Genomic DNA, 17,302 nt, shown 5'->3' with positions numbered 1-17,302 from the left:
AAGATGGCGGTGCTGAATTTATCAGTGCTTCCTTTATTTCCGCGCAAATGAAAAAGCCCGCTGTGTAAGCCGGGCTTTTCAAACCTTTGTTTTTATTCCTTTTTGACCACGTTGTCCGCCTGGGGACCGCGCGCGCCTTCGACGATCTCGAACTCAACTTCCTGACCTTCGCTGAGGGTCTTGTATCCCTCGCCCTGGATCGAGGAAAAGTGTACGAACACATCGTCGCCGTCCTCGCGGGAGATGAATCCATATCCCTTGTCCGCGCTGAACCATTTCACTTTGCCCGTCATGTCGGCTCTCCTTTCACTGATAGAGAAATCTGCCTGCATACAGTATTTCTCCAGTCTCGCACGTATGCTTCTTCTTATTATAAGAGCCGTATGTATTACTGTCAATGGGATAACATGAAACGATGAGAAAAACAAGTATTCATGCTCTTTGACATTTGTCGCAATCATGTTGATTCTGTCGCCGGTATGAGAAAATCCATCTAAGTCTACGTCAAATAAAGAACAATGCGGATGATTCAACCTTCATAACAAGGCTATCTCATCCGCAATTTTTTATAAATTCGGGAAAAATTCTTCCATGCGCCGACGGCGCTCCTGCTCGAACTCCTCGCGCCGTGTGAACATCTCCCGATAGGCAGCAATGTACTCGTCCAGATGTTGGTCGAGCAGGCGATGTTTCGCAACATAGCGGTAAGCATTTTCCGCGAGCGTGCGCCTGAGATCCGCACGCTGTATGAGGAGATCGAGCTTCTCGGCAAACTCCTTGGGACTGTGATAGATCAGCCCCGTCTCTCCATCGCGTACCGTCCCCGCATAGACCGTCGGGGAGGCAAGCGCGACAGCGCCGTGTCCTGCCGACTCGATGAACTTCAAATCGGACTTGGCACGATTGAACTCCGTATCGCGGAGTGGCAGGAGCGCAATGTCCGAAGCGTGCAGAGCCGCTGTATAGCGCTCATAGGGAGCTACGATAGAGGCGTCTCGCATACCGCCCGCAAACTCCTTCGCCTCCGTCCGAAGTTCCTCATAGAAGCCATGATCAGAGATCACGCGGAAGTACAGCCGATCTCCATAGCGTCGGATCGCTTCATTGATCGCCGGCATCAGCGGCTCCCAATCCGGACGACGGTTCAGCGCACCGAAGAAGATGGTTACACGCTTCTGCTGTGCGTCATACGTGCGACGCTCGGGCAGCGATTCCAGCTGATTCTCAAATAGATAGACATAGGGATTAAACTGACGCAGAAAATCCGCCAGGTATTGCGTCGACGTCTGCACGGCAGAGACCGCACGGAACGTGAAGTAGTCATCCTGCACAATTTTCTTCGAGATACCAGGATGATCGTCAAACTCCTGCAAGAGGATATTTCCCCGTTCTGCAAGGGCTAAAAGCAGCTGCTTTCGATCCGATCGGCATTCAATCCTAGAGCGCTCCAAAAGCAGAATACTATCATGCTGATTCCCAACATCCCGAAGATCAATCTCTACATCGCCCACATTCACACACCCGCCCAAAGTTATAAGGCTACGAGCTTCCAGCTGCTTCAGAGGTGCATCCAATCGAATTGACGCGCATCCCTCAATGCGATTCATCAACATGATATGAATATTGGGCAATGTGGCCTCATATTCCTGACGCAATGCGGCGGACACGCAAGGGAGCAGTGCTGCGATCTCCTCGCGATCTTCCTCTAACTTTCTCAGCGCATATCGATAATCTTCTTCGTCCGTCAAAAACACACGCTGCCGCCAGTAGTCCTCAATGAGACGTCTCCATTCGACACGGCTAAGGACAATCGCATGCGGCTGTTGACCTTCCTGCCCGCCATGCTGACGAAACAGGCTGAGCGGTCTGCCAAAGATGACTGCATCTCCCTTTTCGAGGAGCTCCAACCACATGGCACAATCAGATATTGTTTCATATCCCCGCGATTCTGCACGCCAATAATGGTGTGTCAGATCACGCCGACGAAAGAGGATAGCAGACGGTTCCCCCAAGAAGTTGGCATGATCCATCAGGATCGCACGCCCGACAGCATCCCTTGGGAAGCAGCCATAGGTTCCATGGATGGGCGGTGCGTCCTGCCACAGCCCTAAGAAGCCCCCATCTCCATCAATGACGCCGCGCACAGATGTGACAAGAGCAGCCGACGGTTCACACAGGAAGGCGTCGATCATCTGCGTGATCTTATCCGGCAGGAGAATGTCGTCATCCATGCACCACTGTAAAAATTCTCCCTGTGCCAGATGCTCAAACGGCATAAAGTTCTCTGCCTTTGTTTTGGCGCCTTTATTCCGAATATAACGCACACGCACATCATTCTGATATTCCAGCATCAGCATTTCCGTGCGGTCATCCGTAGAATTGTCGCAGACGATCACCTCGATGTTCGGATAGGTCTGAGACAAGGCACTCTCCAAGGTCTCACGAAAGTATTCCGGACGGTTGTACGTCGGGATCATGATGCTGACAAGCGGAGCAGACAGAAGCGCACTGCGGCACGTCGCCCGAATCAGCGCCGCCCCCTGCTGCCAGTCAATCGCCATCAGCACATCCGTCCACAGCTTTTCGGGAACACCGACATCAAGCCCCCAGCGTTCTAAAAGCAGCGGACGTGACGATGTGCGCTCCACAGCAAGCAGATCATAGAGCTTTGCACCTGCATGCGGCAAATAGACGGGCACACGCAGCAAATGATAGCCCGCACATTTTAAACGGAACGAGAGATCAATGTCCTCTCCGCCTGTCCCTTCAAAATCCACAGAAAACTTCCCAATCCGCTCAAAAACACTACGCCTCATAAGCAGCATAAAGTTCTCAAGGAAGACGCTGTCCGTCGGGCCTATGATACGTCTGTGCAGCCACGCCGAAGGAGATTCCTCCCCCTCCTGCATATGTGCAGCATTCAGATCCTGCCATGAATAGATTGTACGGTTCGTAAATGGCCCAACTGCAGCAATAGATTCGTCGAGTACAAGCGCGTTGAGCAACGCTTGTAAGGCATCCTTTTCCAAAAGGATACCTTCCCGCAAAAAGAGCAGAATCTTCCCTGCAGAGGCATTTGCTCCAGAGTTATAAAGCTGCCCAAGAGAGGTTGTATTGCTCAACAAAACCTCTATCTCAGGCCAAGCAGAAAGCTTCTCTCGAACGACGGAGGCGTTTGACGCAGAAGCAACCACAATGAACTTAGCGTTCACGCCGCAGTCATGGCATACACTAATCGCAGCCTCCGCCGACGCCGATAAATAGCGTCCGTCCTCGGTTGCTGCAAGAATGACATTCAGACTTTGCTGCTGCATATATAACACAGCCTCCTCATTTCACTACAGATCTATAACAAGCCTCAAAAACCTGATGCAAACGAGACTCTACCTTCTATATGCCACAGCACTTCTGATCGTGGTCATGATTTTAAGGAATCGCTGATAAAATGAAGTCCGTCAGATTGGCGTAGATTTTTCATCCGAACGAGGAGGCAAACCGGATGCAGAGTGGTGCTCTGTGGAGGATTTGCCGACGAAGTGCGGGCAAAAAAGATGCGCTAAGATGGCGGCGCTGAATTTATCAGTGCTTCCTTAAGGAACGCAGAAGCATAAAGTCTGTCTGACGCATCTTTGCCACAACTTGAAGGGCTTTCTCCTGTTCTCCCATATCGTGGAGAAGCAATGCCATATTTCGGAGCGTCACATCACAGCCCGGGTCGAGACGCAGTGCTGTCATAAGGAGAGTCTTTGCACTCGCATAGTCATCCGCGACATATGCGGCACCCGCAAAGGCGTTGAGTGCCTCCACCTTTTCCACGGGACGGATTTCCTTCGCAAGGATCTCCTCTGCCCTTTTCTCTGCATCCATGGTCGGAACTTCAGCTTTCGCAGACTGTACTGCGGCGGGTGCGGAAGGAGAGCTCTCCTTGACAGGAGCCTCACCGAGTCCCAAGAGGGCTGCCAGATGCGGATATTCCGTACGTGTCTTCTCCAGAGCAAGGCGCGCATCCAGCCCCGCAAGCCGTTTGATCTCGTCGCGCTGCTCGTTGGAAAGAGCATTGCCATGCGCACGCAGGATAGCATCATAAAGCTTGAGGGCATCATCGGAGCGTTTCTCACGCTGGCAAATACGACCCAAGAGAATGCGCACTTCTACATTACCTGCATCCTTCGAGAGCGTCGTGGTCACCCAGCTCGCCGCGCGTGTATAGTCACCGAGTTCGAAGTAGGCGCGCGCCACATCCCCAAAGCACTCCTCTGGCGGATTTCCCTGCTCCAACATGTCCGCAAAGGCGTTGATTACCCCCGCATACTCCTTTTTCTCCATATGTTTACGAATCTGCTCGACCGTTGCTATTTTCTTCTCTGCCATCGTCATCGTCCCTTTCGCATTACGTTTTTCTTCCCGCCGCGCACGCTTTCTGCGCGTGCGCTCTGCACGGCTTTGCTTACGCTTCTTCATTGAGGTATTGCTCCCATATCATCTCATATGCCGCCTCCACAGCACGAACATAGCGAACTCCATCCATCAGAGGGGATGCCCGCATCATACGCGGAATTGCCGTGTGCAGAGCAGCAAGCAGCTCCGGATCATTTGCCAGCCCGATGGCACGCTCCACATATGCTGCGGGGCTCTCTGCTATGAGTTCGCCCAATCCCGCATTTTTCAGCAGGCTCACGGCAAAGCGTGCCCCATGCCGCGTGCCCGCCATCGTCACGACGGGAAGCCCCATGCAGAGTGCCTCGCAGGTCGTCCCCCCCCCCTGATAGGGGTAGGTGTCGAGGATGATGTCCACATCCAGATAATCACGAAGGTAATCCTTCGAGCCGGGGCGAAGCTCCAAACGTGCGAGATCGATGCCCGCATGTTCTGCACGCTGCCGCATCCGGATCAGTGTCTCCGCGCGCGGATGGACATTCTTTAAGAGAAGCTGTGCTGTCGGCACGGTGCGCAGAATCTCGCTCCAGCATGTGAGCATCTCATCCGTGATCTTTGCAAAATTGTTAAAGCTGCCAAATACAACGGGCGTATGCGGCGCACGCTGCAGCTGCTCGTATGCCCGAAAGCGCTCGGAGGGGGTAAAGCACAGATGCGTCTCGGGCAGCCGCAGAATCCGCTCTGTGAACAGTGCATCCATCTCCGGCGGATCAGCAATTGCGTCGCCGAGAAAGTAATCCATCGCAGAGAGTCCCGTCGTATTGAAGTAGCCAATCCCCGAAATCTGCACGGGTGCGGGCTTATACGCCGCAATCTGCAGGGTCTTTCCTCCTGCTGAATGCCCAGCAAGATCAAAGAGGATATCCACCTCATCCGCATGGATGCGACGTGCCGCCTCCGCAGGCGTAAATTTCGAAAGATCGACATAGCGATCTGCCATTCCTGTTACCCAGTCCGTCACCTCCGAATGCTGCCCCCCAACGTCATAGAGACTAACAGCAAAACGTGTACGATCGTAGGAAGCAAAGAGCTGGATTGCGAAATTCAGTACAATGTGATCTGTGAGATTCGGCGAGAGGTAACCGACCCTGATGCGTTTTCGCCGTCTCTTCCCATGTGAAAACTGAGTCAGCGTCCCCATCATTTCTGCATATGAGGAATGTGCTGCCCGCATCTCCTCATTCGTCACACCTTCGATATAGTGGAGGTACATAAGATAGTTGCTGAGCGCCGCCAGACGCGCACCATGATCTGTGCGCGGCAGTTCCCACGCAAGCTTCAGATGCGGGAGTGCAGCCTTCAAATCGGCAAACAAGAAAAGTATCTGCCCCATAAGCTCATGCAGTTCCCAGCGTCGCTCCATAGGGAATAAATCTTCTTGCTCCATTTTCTGCAAACGATGCAGGGCAGCCTCCATTCGTCCAGCCTTTGCATCCCGCTTCACACACTCAAATTCGCGTTCAAATGGATTCTGCATGCGCTTGCCACTGTGCCCAGATTTCACGATAGCATTCCTCCATCTCACGAATATAGCCCTCCTGATCCATGACAGGCGATGCCTTCATACGAGGGCGCAGCTCCCTGTGCAGGGCATCTAAAAGATCCAGATTACCTGCAAGAGCCACTGCTGTTTCGATATAGTCTTCCATACGCTCAGAGGCAAGTTCGGCAAGCCCCATATTGGCAAGGATACTATAGCTAAAACGGGTGCTGTGGCGCTCCGTATAATAAGAAATAACAGGAACGCCCATATAGAGCGCATCGCAGGTCGTCCCGCCACCGGGCCAAGGAAATGTGTCAAGCGCAATATCCACATCGAGATAGCGCATCATATAGTCCTTTGTCCCAGGCTCGAAGGTTACACGACTCATATCGAAGCCCATTTCCTTTAGCCGCTTATATGCCGTCATTGCAACGCCGGGCTGCTGATAGGCAGAATTTTTCAGCAGCAGGCGGGAATTCGGTATACGTTCCATGATCTGACGCCACGCCACAAGCATATCATCTCGTATTTTGCGGTACTGATTGAATGAGGCAAACAGAATATACTCCCGATGACGTGCGGGTGCCCCATCTGAGGCGGGCAGATGCGTATAACCATTATAGCAGAATTGACTTGTCAGGCGCAGTAATTTTTCAACATAGACCTGTTCGCTGCCCCCCCCTTCCGGATCACAGTAATGATCGGTCACAAAATAATCCACGGCAGGCAGCCCCGTCGTCGCCATATAGCCAAGCCCCGAGAGCTGGATGGGCGCGGGCTTCCACGCAAGCGCAGCGAGCCCCGACTCTGCCGTATGCCCCGCAAGATCAAAGAGGATATCGATCTCATCCCGGTAGATCTTTCCCGCAATTTTCGCCATATCCATATTGCAGTCCGAGAGATCACGCCAGCATGTCACAAGCGTCTGAAAGAATTGCGAAAATTGATCCGGCTCCCCCAAACTATAGACATAGACCTCAAAAGAGCCCTGATCAAAACCCGCAAGGAATGGCCAAATAAAGTACTGCATGACATGCTGCCGGAAGTCTCCCGAGATATAACCAATGCGGATCTTTTCCTTTTTACGTCGCCCCATGTGAGAATACGGCTGCACATCGGAAAAGAGTTCCCCATAATGAAGGCTTCTTTGGTAGACCTCTGCAGCAGGTAGATCCACTGCGTTCAAATGAAAGAGACTTGCACCATAATAAAGGCGGTGCATTTCTGTCTTCTCAGCTTGCATCGCGTAAAGCCTCGTGTACGTCGAGGCAGCTTCTCCCCCCTGCACAAGCCCCGCATAGATCATGCAGGCCTTTAAAAGTGCAGCCCGAACCTCCGGCACAGCGGGAAGCCCCTCCTCAATGAGCCGCAGCCCATAACGTGCGCGTTCATAGATCTCCTGCCCTGTCCCAGGCGGGCTCTTGCTGATGACGGACAGATAGAGCCGTGCCGCTTCACGATCCCGCGCAAGTCCCGTTGCTGCCAGAGCCCACCGTCCGGCATGGCTTCCCTGCCCTAGAAAATAATATGCCCACGCAAGACTCATGCGCAGCTCCGCTTCCAGCTGATTCATACCGTCCAGTACATGAGCCGCAAAGAGAACCGTCTCCCAGTCCTCGCGGGAGGCAGCATCCAAGAGAGTCTTTGTAATCTCAGCGCCCTGCTCCTGATTCATCTGTGCAAAAACACGAGAATAGGCACGCTCCACGGAAAACATGACAGCGCCTCCGTCAAAGAGATCCAAAAGCCGCCAATGCAGGCATTCGTGGAACTCTGAGAGGCGTGACTGATCGGACAGAAGTCTGCCAATTTCTGCAACAAGCTCCGCCCCATTGTATGCAGGTATGAGCTCCAGCTTCTCCAGCAACATCCGAGCACGATGACCACATACAGAAGCTTCTGTTGTTAGAAGGGGGACTCCATGGTCAGCCGCTCGACAAACATCGACGAGATCAACATCCACACCGACTACAAGATCGAGTACTTCATAGGGCAGTTCATCCACGAGCTCGAGCACAGCATCCTCTGAACCTGCCTCTGCAATCCGAGCAAAATCCTCCTCCGATAAGCCCTCTGCAACGCGTGCAGGCAAGATCAGGCGAACGACATGCACATCTTGTAAGAGCTTTACGACAAGCGTCACAAACTGTTCCGCCTCATCCCGCTTCAGCTCACCGGCAACACCAATGCTCGGAACCCCCGTATCAAGCAAGGGGGGGCGGTAGGTATAGTGCTGCACCCGCTCAAACGGTGTATAACAATGGGAGAAGATTTTTTCCCCCTCGACAGATGGAAGTCTTTCTGCAAGCTCCTTGGGACAGTCTGCAGCAAGTGAAACAATATATGGAGCGGGACGCAGCTGCATGATCGAACGGATGTGATCATCGGGCATGCGCAGCGAGAGATCGACGAGCAGATCGATTTTATCCCGTTGGATTTCCTCTGCCGCCTCCTGCGGGCTATGATGGCCAATCTCCCGCAGTGTCGCATTCTTGGCGAAGGATGCTGTATCCCCTTCCACACCCGTATGATAGGCATAAATGTCAAAGCGCGCGCGATCACACCAGAAAAAAAATGCGGGAAGGAGATCGCGCGTGCGCCCCGTACCAAAGTCCGAGGAGAGATAGCCGAGACGGATCTTACGCGAGGTTTGAAGCACCTTTGTTATGTGTGCTTGTTTCTTCTTTTTCTTCATGGCCTCTCCTCTGCGCTCCAATCCTTCAGCGCGTTCACATACGCGCGCTCCAATGCGCGCATATAGCCTTCTTGATCCATAATTGCAGAGCCTTCCATGCGCGCACGCAAGCCAATATGCAGCTGATCCAATCTGTCGAGATCCCCCGCAAGAGTGACGGCATACGCCACATAGTCCGCAGAGGACTGCACCGCCAGCTCCTCCAGCCCCACATGCGTCAGCAGCGCATAGGAGAAGCGGGTACTGCGTCGCTCCCCGTACAGCGTCACAACGGGCACGCCCATGTAGAGTGCATCACAGGTCGTGCCACCGCCCGGCCATGGGTACGTATCAAGTGCAATGTCCACATCGAGATAGCGCTCCATATAATCTGTCGTTGCAGGCTCCAGAATCACGCGCGTGAGGTCGAATCCGAGCCGCTCCAATCGCATGCGTGCCGCCTCCACCATTGCAGGCGCAAAGAAAATCTGAGATTTCAGCAGCAGCTTCGACGTCGGCATACGCTCCATGATCTCGCGCCAGAGGAGCAGCATCTCATCCGTAAATTTGCGGTACTGGTTGAATACGCCAAAGAGGATATGCCCCCGCTGTCTTGCAGGCGTTCCCGTTGGAGCAGGAAGCCCTGCACGCGGCACGTAGACGAACTGGCTCGGCAGACGGATGAGCTTCTCCGTAAAGTAGCGCTCGCTTACACCACCAACAGGATCGCAAAATCCATCTGTCAGGAAATAGTCAACGGTCTCAAGCCCGGAGGTCGCTGTATAGCCAAGCCCCATCATCTGCACAGGCGCAGGCCGACGCGCGAGCACGGGAAGCGCTCCGCCCGACGCATGACCCGCCAAGTCAACGAGTACATCAATCTCATCCGCATGAATCCGCGCGGCAATTTTCTCAGGCGGATCCTCAGCCAGATCACGCCACACAGTGACATAGGGACGCAGTGCCGCCGTCACCTCATCCGGGTTCTCTGCCGTACTGTACACATAGACCTCGAAGTGCGCGTGGTCATACGCCGTCAGCAGCGGCTGCACGAAATGCTGCAGGACATTGCGACGAAAATCAGGAGAAATGTAGCCAATGCGGATCTTCCCGTGCTGATAGGGCGCAGCATATGTATAGCACGGGATATCTGCAAACAGTGTGCCATATGCGCAATGCGCGCGGAAGAGTTCGTCCGCGTCCACAGCCTGCGCATTCTGTGCGAGCAGGAACGAGCTGTAGAGCCCCATATCGGACGGCTCCTCATCATAGGCACATTTGTAGTATTCCGCTGCCCGCACATCGCCCACACGATAGGCAACGGCGGCGCGCAGTCGCATGAACTCATGACGGAGATCCGTGCGCCCCGTCGCCAGATACTCCTCTGTAAGTTCCATCGCACGCGGCAGATCGCCCTGTCTCTCTATCGCATACGTATGAAGATAGGAGAGCATGTCATCCTGTATGCCTGCAGCAAAAGCATGCTCTGTACACGCCTGTGCCTCGGCGTAGTGCTCTCCCTCAAGGGCTCTAAAAATACGGTTCTTCAGCACCTTGACATCCATACTCATACTATCGTCATGAATGGAGGAGGACTTTAACAGCGACGCACGCTCTGCATACGCTGCCCAAACTTGCGCATACGCCGCTCCTACGGCACTACCGTAGGCTGCCACATCCATGACAGGAGAGGTCTCCATCATCCCGCGCAGCCCTGCGTGCAGTGCGTCGAGCAGCTCCGTATCGCGCGCCAAAGAAACAGCGCGATCAATATACTCCTCTGTTGTCTGCGCGATCAGTGCCCCCGCGCCAATATTCTCGACAAGGGATGCACCAAAGCGGCTGCCGAGGCTCTCCCCCCTCATCGTCACCACAGGCACACCCATGTAGAGCGCATCACAGGTCGTCCCGCCACCCGGATAGGGGAAGGGATCCAGCGCAATATCCATGCGATTGTAGGCTGCGAGATAATCCCGCGACGCCCCCTCCGTATCGACGCATACGAGCGGAATGCCTGCCGCCTCAATGCGCTGCATGACCTCCGCACGTGCGTCTGCATAAGAAAAGACATCCGCCTTGAGGAGCAGGCGGCTCCCCTCCACACGGTGCAGAATCTCCGCCCAGGCGCGCAGTACCTCATCATTCAGCTTCGTGAAGTTGTTGAAACTGCCGAAAATGATACTGCGTCCCGTCGCAGGTGCGTGGTCGACTGCAGGTGCCGTGTGCAGCGGCTGCCAGCAGAAATGTGTCTGCGGAAGGACGAGCAGTTCCTCCACGAAGCCCTTTTCTGCATCCCCCGCCGCAAGAATCGGATCCGCAAGGAAGTAATCCACCGTCGAGAGACCTGTTGAGGCAAAATATCCAATGCCCGAAATCTGCACGGGCGCAGGACGGTATGCGAGAATCGGCAGCGTCCTGCCCGCCGTATGCCCCGCGAGATCGACGAGGATGTCGATCTTATCGCGGCAGATGACCTGCGCCGCCTCCTCTGCCGAAAGGCGCGCGAGATTGCGGAAGTGTTCAACAGATGCCTTCACCTTTTCCGTATAGGCATCCTCCGCATTCAGCGCATAGACGGCCACCTCGAAACGCGCGGGATCGAGTGCCGTCATCAGCGCATACGAAAAGGAGAGCACAACGTGCTCCCTCACATCAGGGGAAAGATAGCCAATCCGCAGCCGCCTGCCGCGCCTATGTGCCGTGTGGTCGAATTGCCGCACCGTCGCAAAGAGTGCGCCGTATTCCGACGCTGCCCCCCTGTCCTCTTCCAGTGTCGCAGGAAGATAGTGCCTGTTAAAGAGCACATTGCTCGCATTGAGCGCCTTGAGCGCAAGGTCGGGAGCGGCATCGCGCGCCCGCTCATAGCAGCTCACCGCCTCCGCGGCGCGGCCAAGGAAGCGCGCACACTGCCCCGCGAGATTATATACCTTCTCCGCGATCTCCGTAGGCATGGGCGCATCGATCAACGGCTCGAGCACCTCCAGCGACGCGCATCGTGCGCCCTCCAAGAGATATATGCGCGCGCGCAGAAAGTCCGTATAGGGATCATGGGGTGCATGTTTTGCGCGCTCATGCCACGCCGCAAGAGCCGCGTCAGCACGCCCCGCCTCAATATGAAGTGCCGTGAGAAGTCCGGCTGCCTCTGCAGGGGCGTACCGCTGCAATTTCTTGATGCCCTTCCGCGCCGCCCGCTCATCTCCGCATGCAAGCGCTGCATAGATGCGCTCGCGCAGAGCCTCGAGTTGATCCATTGTCATTTCATCCCTCTTGCAAGCCGACCGATACGCCGCAGCATGCGCGCGGCCTCGGGTGCTGCAGAATTTTCCCTACAGGAGTCCGGCAGGAGAAGTGCAAGCGCGCCCTGCTGCTGAGGCGAAAATCCTGCCCCACAGGCCGCAGCTACCGCTGCCGTGCGCTCCATATCCTCCACAAGCATTGCCGCTGCAGAGCCCACATCCCCCGCGAGCAAAAAACGCCGTCGTTCGGAGAAGTGGACATTTGCACGGTGGTCATAGTAAAGCGCTGCGAGACGAAACGAGGTTCCTCCCAACACGGCAGCGAGGAGCTGAGCATCGACATTCTTATCATAGATCCCGTTCAGTACCTCAATCACCGTCGCATCATCCGCCCCTGTACGGTCGAGCAAGCGGATGAATGTGCCAAGCAGCGGCGCGCAGTGAGGATTCATACGCACGGCACGTTCATGCAGCAGCAGCGCCTCCTCCATATGTCCACACAGAGCAGCGGCCTCACCGAGCCGCACATATGCGGTCGGTGCAAGAACGCCGGAAAAATCCCCTTCGCGATAGAAGTCCTCGTGCAGACGGATTCCCTCTACATATGCCGCGCAGGCTGTCGTAAAATATGCCTGATCCCACGCATAAGTTCCGTAGATCAGAGGGAAATCTGCCTTTTCAGGCAGGACTTCCCGTGCAGCATCATAGACTGCCGTGATCTCCGCATCTGCCGCTTTCATCAGAATCAGCGACTGAAGGAGGATAGCGTGCGGGCGATCCTCCGAGCCCACGGGGCGATGTTCACTGTCCAGTGCCAGCCGTGCATAGTGCGCAGCCTGCGGATAATCCTCCAACGTATAATAGCAGTCCATCAGATGATATTCATCGAGCTCTTTATGCGCACCGCGCGCGCGCCGTGCAAGCAGCAGCTCCAAATCGCGTTTGGATTTCTGCTTGATGATGCGCGGCGAGTAGCCCGTATGATAGAGCGTCAGCCCCGGCGCCATTGCCATCTCTCGCCCCACATCACCGCTGAGATTCTCCACATGTTCGTGAATGCTCCCCACAAAGCGGATATGCGGCGCACGACGGAATATACGCTGAACCTCGGCGGATGTCCCCATAAGAGCACCCGTATCCATATCAATATTGACGAGATGTACGATAAATCCGTCCATCTTCTCTTTTTTATCGTATTCCTCAATCAGCGGCCGCACGCGCGGTCCGCTTTCTTCGGTAAAATACTCATCCGCATCGGTAAAGACCACCCAGTCCCCCGTCGCCTGATCGAGCGCAAAATTCTTCGCTGCGGCGAAGTCATTGATCCAGTCAAAACGAAAGACCTGAGCCCCACCCATGCGTGCAATCTCCACCGTTGCATCCGTCGATCCCGTATCGACCACGATCATCTCATCGGCAAAGACACGCATGGATCTGAGCCAGCGCGGCAGATTCTCCGCCTCGTTCTTCGTGATGACACACGCCGAGATCTTCATTGTATCAGCTCCATCAATTCCTTCGATTGCCGGTGCATGGGATCGAGCACAAGTACACGTGCCAGATGCTTTTCCGCCTCTGCGCGCAGACCGAGCTGCAGCGAGGCAAAAGCCATCCCATAGATGCTGTCCGCTGTTTCTCCCTCCTGCGCAGTAAGAAGCGCCCATCCTATGAGCGCCCCCTCCCAGCGCTCTGCTCTGACGAAGCCTTCCGCGGCGGAGCGCAGACACGCTACGTCATAGTCTGCAGATATGCGCAGGAAACGCTCACTCTGCACAGAATCTGCATGGTGGATAAATGCCTCCCTCACGAGGTCATAGCCCTCCCTGCTTTCAGGTAGCGCCACCGCATCCGGTTCATCGTAATGCCGCCAAAATGTCCGCATGGACTGAGGCAGGAGCTCACGCAGGCGATGATAGAGCTGCGGACTCTCCGCATTCCGATCACGCTCCAAGCGCAGCAAGATCTCTGGCATTTCACGCACATATTCAGCCAACGAACCGACAACCTGGTTGCCCAGCTCCTCCGGCGCAAGGGTGCGTGCCGTTTCATAGACTGCGGGACTGGGGGCAGTGCGCCCCGTCCTGCGGGAGAATTCCGCACGCGCCGCCGCCGCAAGCGCAAGCCAGCCGTAGCTGTCCGCAAAGCGCATGAGATAGCCGAGCGTTTCCTGATCTTCGCCGAGCATTTCGAGCAGAGCACCCAAAAGTTTCGCCGCATCCTCAGAGGCGTGCAGCTCCACATAGACATCCAGAGCCTCTTCACGCGCCGTATCAAACGCAAGCGCACGCGAGACTTCCTCCTCTGCCGCAGCATTGTCCTCCATCTCCATCAGGAGGCGCGCGCGCGCAGCAGATACTGCACCCGCCCATGCGGAAAATTCAGAGGCCTCCCCGCTCTCATCCGCAGGGCTCTCATATCGTTCGAGCGCACGTGTCAGCTCAGGCAGCGCAGCCCCATCCCCGCGCGCCGCAAGTAGAAGACCCAAGCGCCCATAAAAATCGGGCAGCTGTGGGAATGTGCGGCATGCCTCCCTTGCCGTCTCAATCTGTTCCGCAAGCGGAACATGTTCCTTTTCCATTGCATCCAAGAGGAGATGATGGAGATGACTCTGTGCGCCGATGGAGGTCAAATTCTCCTCCAGGGCGGCACGCGCGTATACGAGAGCCGCCGCATACTGTCCAAGTCCGTAATAAGTATCGGCAAGATAGCGGCAGTCACCGGGCTGAAGCCCCGCCTCTGCAATCCTCCACTCCATCAGAGCAAGGTTCCGCTCATGCTTGGCACGGATTCGTCCCGACGAGTAGCCCACATGGCGGATGGAGAGAGCCACGGGTTCATGATAGAGAACAGGCTCCCCGTCTTCTTTTCGAAGCGCCTCATGTACGCGCCCCTCATAAAAGAGACCGCGCCCCATGTGCAGGAGGCGGACATGCGGCGCGCGACCCGTCTCGTGTTCATTCGCATCCTCATCCACATGCACGATCGGCAGGAGCACGGCATCCACATGGGGCAGAATAACATCCACCATTGCAAGATAGGCACGCAATTCCGACGGGTCAAAGAAGGACTCATCCGCATCCAATACGGCTGCCCAATCTCCGCTCACCGCATTGATGGCAGCATTCCGCGCAGCTGCAAAATCATCCTGCCACGCAAAATCAACGACCTTCGCTCCTGCCTTTTCAGCAAGCGCGCGCGTCCCATCCTGCGATCCCGTATCGATGACAATGCGTTCATCCGCATAGACAGCCGTATTTGCAAGCCATGTTTCCATATCTCGTGCATCGTCGCGCACAAATACTGCAGCCGAAATACGCAGCACCTTTGCTCTTGCTGCAATATGATGCCAGATGCCAACCCGTCGCCGTATCTCCGCACACATCTCCGCCGTAAAGAGCGAACGATCCGTCCCTGTCTCTGGTGGATTTGCTGCAAGAGCAGTCTCCGCCGCCGCGATTGCCTCCTCGTAGCGGTGAAATGCCGCCAGAGCCTCGGCATATTCCGCGTGCATTTCGGGAAGTTCCTGGAACTCTTTGGCGCCCCGCTCCGCAACGGCAAGATATTTTTCTCTGAGCAAGGGCTGCCCCCCATAGATGCGCAGAAGGATGCGCCAACAGCTGCTCGCATAGACAACAGAACGGCGCCCGAGCGCGATATCAAGAAGAGCATAGCGCTCCGCCATCCGTTCATCATCCAGATTGTCATACGTCTCTGCAAGATAGCGCCAGCAGCGCTCCGGATGCTCTGTATGTTTCGCTTCTTCGAGGAGGAGTCGCAGATTGCGTTCCCCCTTTTCACGTGTCAAGGTGGCAGAATAGCCTGTGTGCACAAGTGTCAGCATCTCCGACGCAATGATACGGGAAGGCGGAGCTGTCCCGTCCGCATCCCGCAGTTCCTCATGAACCCTCCCGACATAGTGCCGCCCCTCTCGACGGCGAAAGATGCGCGGCGCATAGGAGTCAAGCAGGACTTCCCCCGTCGCTTCATCAATATTATGCCATGGTACCAGAAGCGCCTCTCCATCTTCAGCATGAGCCTGTTCTATCACGGCGCGCAAATGTGTGCGAGTCTCTGCGGAGAAGTATTCATCCGCATCAATAAATACAATCCAATCTCCCGCTGCATGGGAAAGTGCCGCATTGCGCGCAGCCGCAAAGTCATCTGCCCACGGGATATGATATACAGTCGCACCAAAAGACTCTGCTACATGCATAGAATCATCAGAAGAGCCCGTATCAACGACAATCAGTTCATCAACTTCATCACATAGGCTCTCAATGGACTTTGTCAGATGAACAGCATCGTTGCGCACGATATAGCATGCTGTAATTTGAAGCCTATCCTTCCCGGCATCCCCTGCAGGCTCACCCATATAGGACTTCTCCTTCTCCAACCAAACACTCACCTTTTCCGGCTCTTCCAAATGCTTATAAATCTGCGCAATTCGACCTGCCACAAGGGCTGCAGCAGAGTGATTAAAGAATGATGAATCATGGACTGCAGAAAAATCATGGTCGTAATGCTGCAATGCTTCCTCAAAACTATCCACCGCATCCTGATAGCGCGCAAGCCCGCATAGAATCATCCCTCGCTGCGCATAAAAATCCGGCAGATTGGGAAACTTTGCAAGAGCCTCCTCTGCCAGTATTAACATCTCCTCATCCGAGTAATGCAGAGCCCGCATGGACTCAATCATCTGATGATAGATCTTACTCTCTTCCCCAATGAAGACGACATCTTCCTGCAGAGCCGCCTTGGAAAACTCCAGGGTTTTCGCATAGTCTTTCAGACCGAAGTAACAATCCGCCAAATAAAAGGCATGCATTGCCTTCCAGCCATGAAGGGCAGCATCCCGTTCAAGCATGGCAATATTGCGGCGAATCTTCTCCTCTCCCCGCTCCGTAAGATAGCCTGTATGTCCGGCAGCAAGGCGCTCATCTCCATAGACAAGTATACGCTCCGCCCCATCATTGCGTATGACTTGCTCGTGAATCATCCCCTCGTAGTGCAGCCCCGGCATACGCAGGACACGCGGACTCCATATAAACATTGCATCTGCGAAAGAGTTCTCTGTCATGAAATTACAGAGTGAGATCATAATGATATCAAAGGTCGGATTCTCACGTACGGCAGCTTCAATTCCATCGCGCAAGTCTTCCGGATGGAAGAAATATTCATCGGCATCCAAAAAGATGGCCAAATCCCCCGTACATTGTTCGAGTGCATAATTGCGTGCCAGAGCAAAGTCATTCTGCCACGGGAAATCATAAATACGCGCACGAAATTCATCAGCCGCATCCACGATCGCCAAGTTCCCGCATGTCGAAACAATGACAATTTCATCTGCCGCCTGCCGAACAGAGGCAAGTGAACGGCGCAGTTCATCGACTTCGTCCTTTACAATATAGCAGGCGGAGATCTTCATAGCGCACATCCTTTCATCTCTGTTCAAAGAATCATTATACGCGATAT

Annotated in this window: 8 protein-coding genes; all 8 read right to left on the bottom strand. The window is 54.9% G+C overall.

Features of this window, described 5'->3' with window-relative positions; translation table 11 throughout:
- Positions 1-92: 92 nt before the first annotated feature.
- The 8 genes from HMPREF9163_RS06555 to HMPREF9163_RS06520 all read right to left on the bottom strand — a co-directional run bounded on the left by HMPREF9163_RS06555 (position 93) and on the right by HMPREF9163_RS06520 (position 17,255).
- A complete protein-coding gene (locus HMPREF9163_RS06555; protein ID WP_009656948.1) occupies positions 93-293 on the bottom strand; it encodes a cold shock domain-containing protein in 201 nt (66 codons plus the stop codon).
- Between the two features lie 273 nt (positions 294-566).
- Positions 567-3,314 (bottom strand): glycosyltransferase, encoded by a 2,748-nt coding sequence (locus tag HMPREF9163_RS06550; RefSeq protein WP_009440943.1) that lies wholly within the window; start codon positions 3,312-3,314, stop codon positions 567-569.
- A 265-nt stretch (positions 3,315-3,579) separates the two neighbouring features.
- On the bottom strand, positions 3,580-4,461 hold the full coding sequence (locus tag HMPREF9163_RS06545; protein ID WP_009440942.1) for a lipopolysaccharide assembly protein LapB: 882 nt from the start codon (positions 4,459-4,461) through the stop codon (positions 3,580-3,582).
- Complete coding sequence (locus HMPREF9163_RS06540; protein WP_009440941.1) at positions 4,448-5,914, bottom strand: hypothetical protein; 1,467 nt, start codon at positions 5,912-5,914, stop codon at positions 4,448-4,450. Before HMPREF9163_RS06540 ends, HMPREF9163_RS06545 begins: the two co-directional genes overlap by 14 nt.
- Positions 5,898-8,615, bottom strand: coding sequence for a hypothetical protein (locus HMPREF9163_RS06535; RefSeq protein ID WP_009440940.1), 2,718 nt, complete (start codon positions 8,613-8,615; stop codon positions 5,898-5,900). Before HMPREF9163_RS06535 ends, HMPREF9163_RS06540 begins: the two co-directional genes overlap by 17 nt.
- Complete coding sequence (locus HMPREF9163_RS06530; protein ID WP_009440939.1) at positions 8,612-11,851, bottom strand: tetratricopeptide repeat protein; 3,240 nt, start codon at positions 11,849-11,851, stop codon at positions 8,612-8,614. The genes HMPREF9163_RS06535 and HMPREF9163_RS06530 overlap by 4 nt, the downstream gene beginning before the upstream one ends.
- Positions 11,848-13,326: a glycosyltransferase family 2 protein gene (locus HMPREF9163_RS06525; RefSeq protein ID WP_009440938.1), complete on the bottom strand. Its 1,479-nt coding sequence runs from the start codon at positions 13,324-13,326 to the stop codon at positions 11,848-11,850. Before HMPREF9163_RS06525 ends, HMPREF9163_RS06530 begins: the two co-directional genes overlap by 4 nt.
- Complete coding sequence (locus HMPREF9163_RS06520) at positions 13,323-17,255, bottom strand: glycosyltransferase (RefSeq protein ID WP_037346344.1); 3,933 nt, start codon at positions 17,253-17,255, stop codon at positions 13,323-13,325. Before HMPREF9163_RS06520 ends, HMPREF9163_RS06525 begins: the two co-directional genes overlap by 4 nt.
- Positions 17,256-17,302: the final 47 nt, after the last annotated feature.

The organism is Selenomonas sp. oral taxon 138 str. F0429 (genome assembly GCF_000318175.2).
Taxonomy (GTDB): Bacteria; Bacillota; Negativicutes; order Selenomonadales; family Selenomonadaceae; genus Centipeda; species Centipeda timonae.
This window is presented reverse-complemented; position numbering and strand designations above follow the sequence as displayed.

Bases quoted from the DNA above. Each gene is read 5' to 3' on its own strand.
- HMPREF9163_RS06525 (WP_009440938.1), bottom strand. From the start codon at position 13,326: ATGAAGATCTCGGCGTGTGTCATCACGAAGAACGAGGCGGAGAATCTG.
- HMPREF9163_RS06535 (WP_009440940.1), bottom strand. From the start codon at position 8,615: ATGAAGAAAAAGAAGAAACAAGCACACATAACAAAGGTGCTTCAAACC.
- HMPREF9163_RS06555 (WP_009656948.1), bottom strand. From the start codon at position 293: ATGACGGGCAAAGTGAAATGGTTCAGCGCGGACAAGGGATATGGATTC.
- HMPREF9163_RS06550 (WP_009440943.1), bottom strand. From the start codon at position 3,314: ATGCAGCAGCAAAGTCTGAATGTCATTCTTGCAGCAACCGAGGACGGA.
- HMPREF9163_RS06545 (WP_009440942.1), bottom strand. From the start codon at position 4,461: ATGAAGAAGCGTAAGCAAAGCCGTGCAGAGCGCACGCGCAGAAAGCGT.
- HMPREF9163_RS06530 (WP_009440939.1), bottom strand. From the start codon at position 11,851: ATGACAATGGATCAACTCGAGGCTCTGCGCGAGCGCATCTATGCAGCG.
- HMPREF9163_RS06540 (WP_009440941.1), bottom strand. From the start codon at position 5,914: ATGCAGAATCCATTTGAACGCGAATTTGAGTGTGTGAAGCGGGATGCA.
- HMPREF9163_RS06520 (WP_037346344.1), bottom strand. From the start codon at position 17,255: ATGAAGATCTCCGCCTGCTATATTGTAAAGGACGAAGTCGATGAACTG.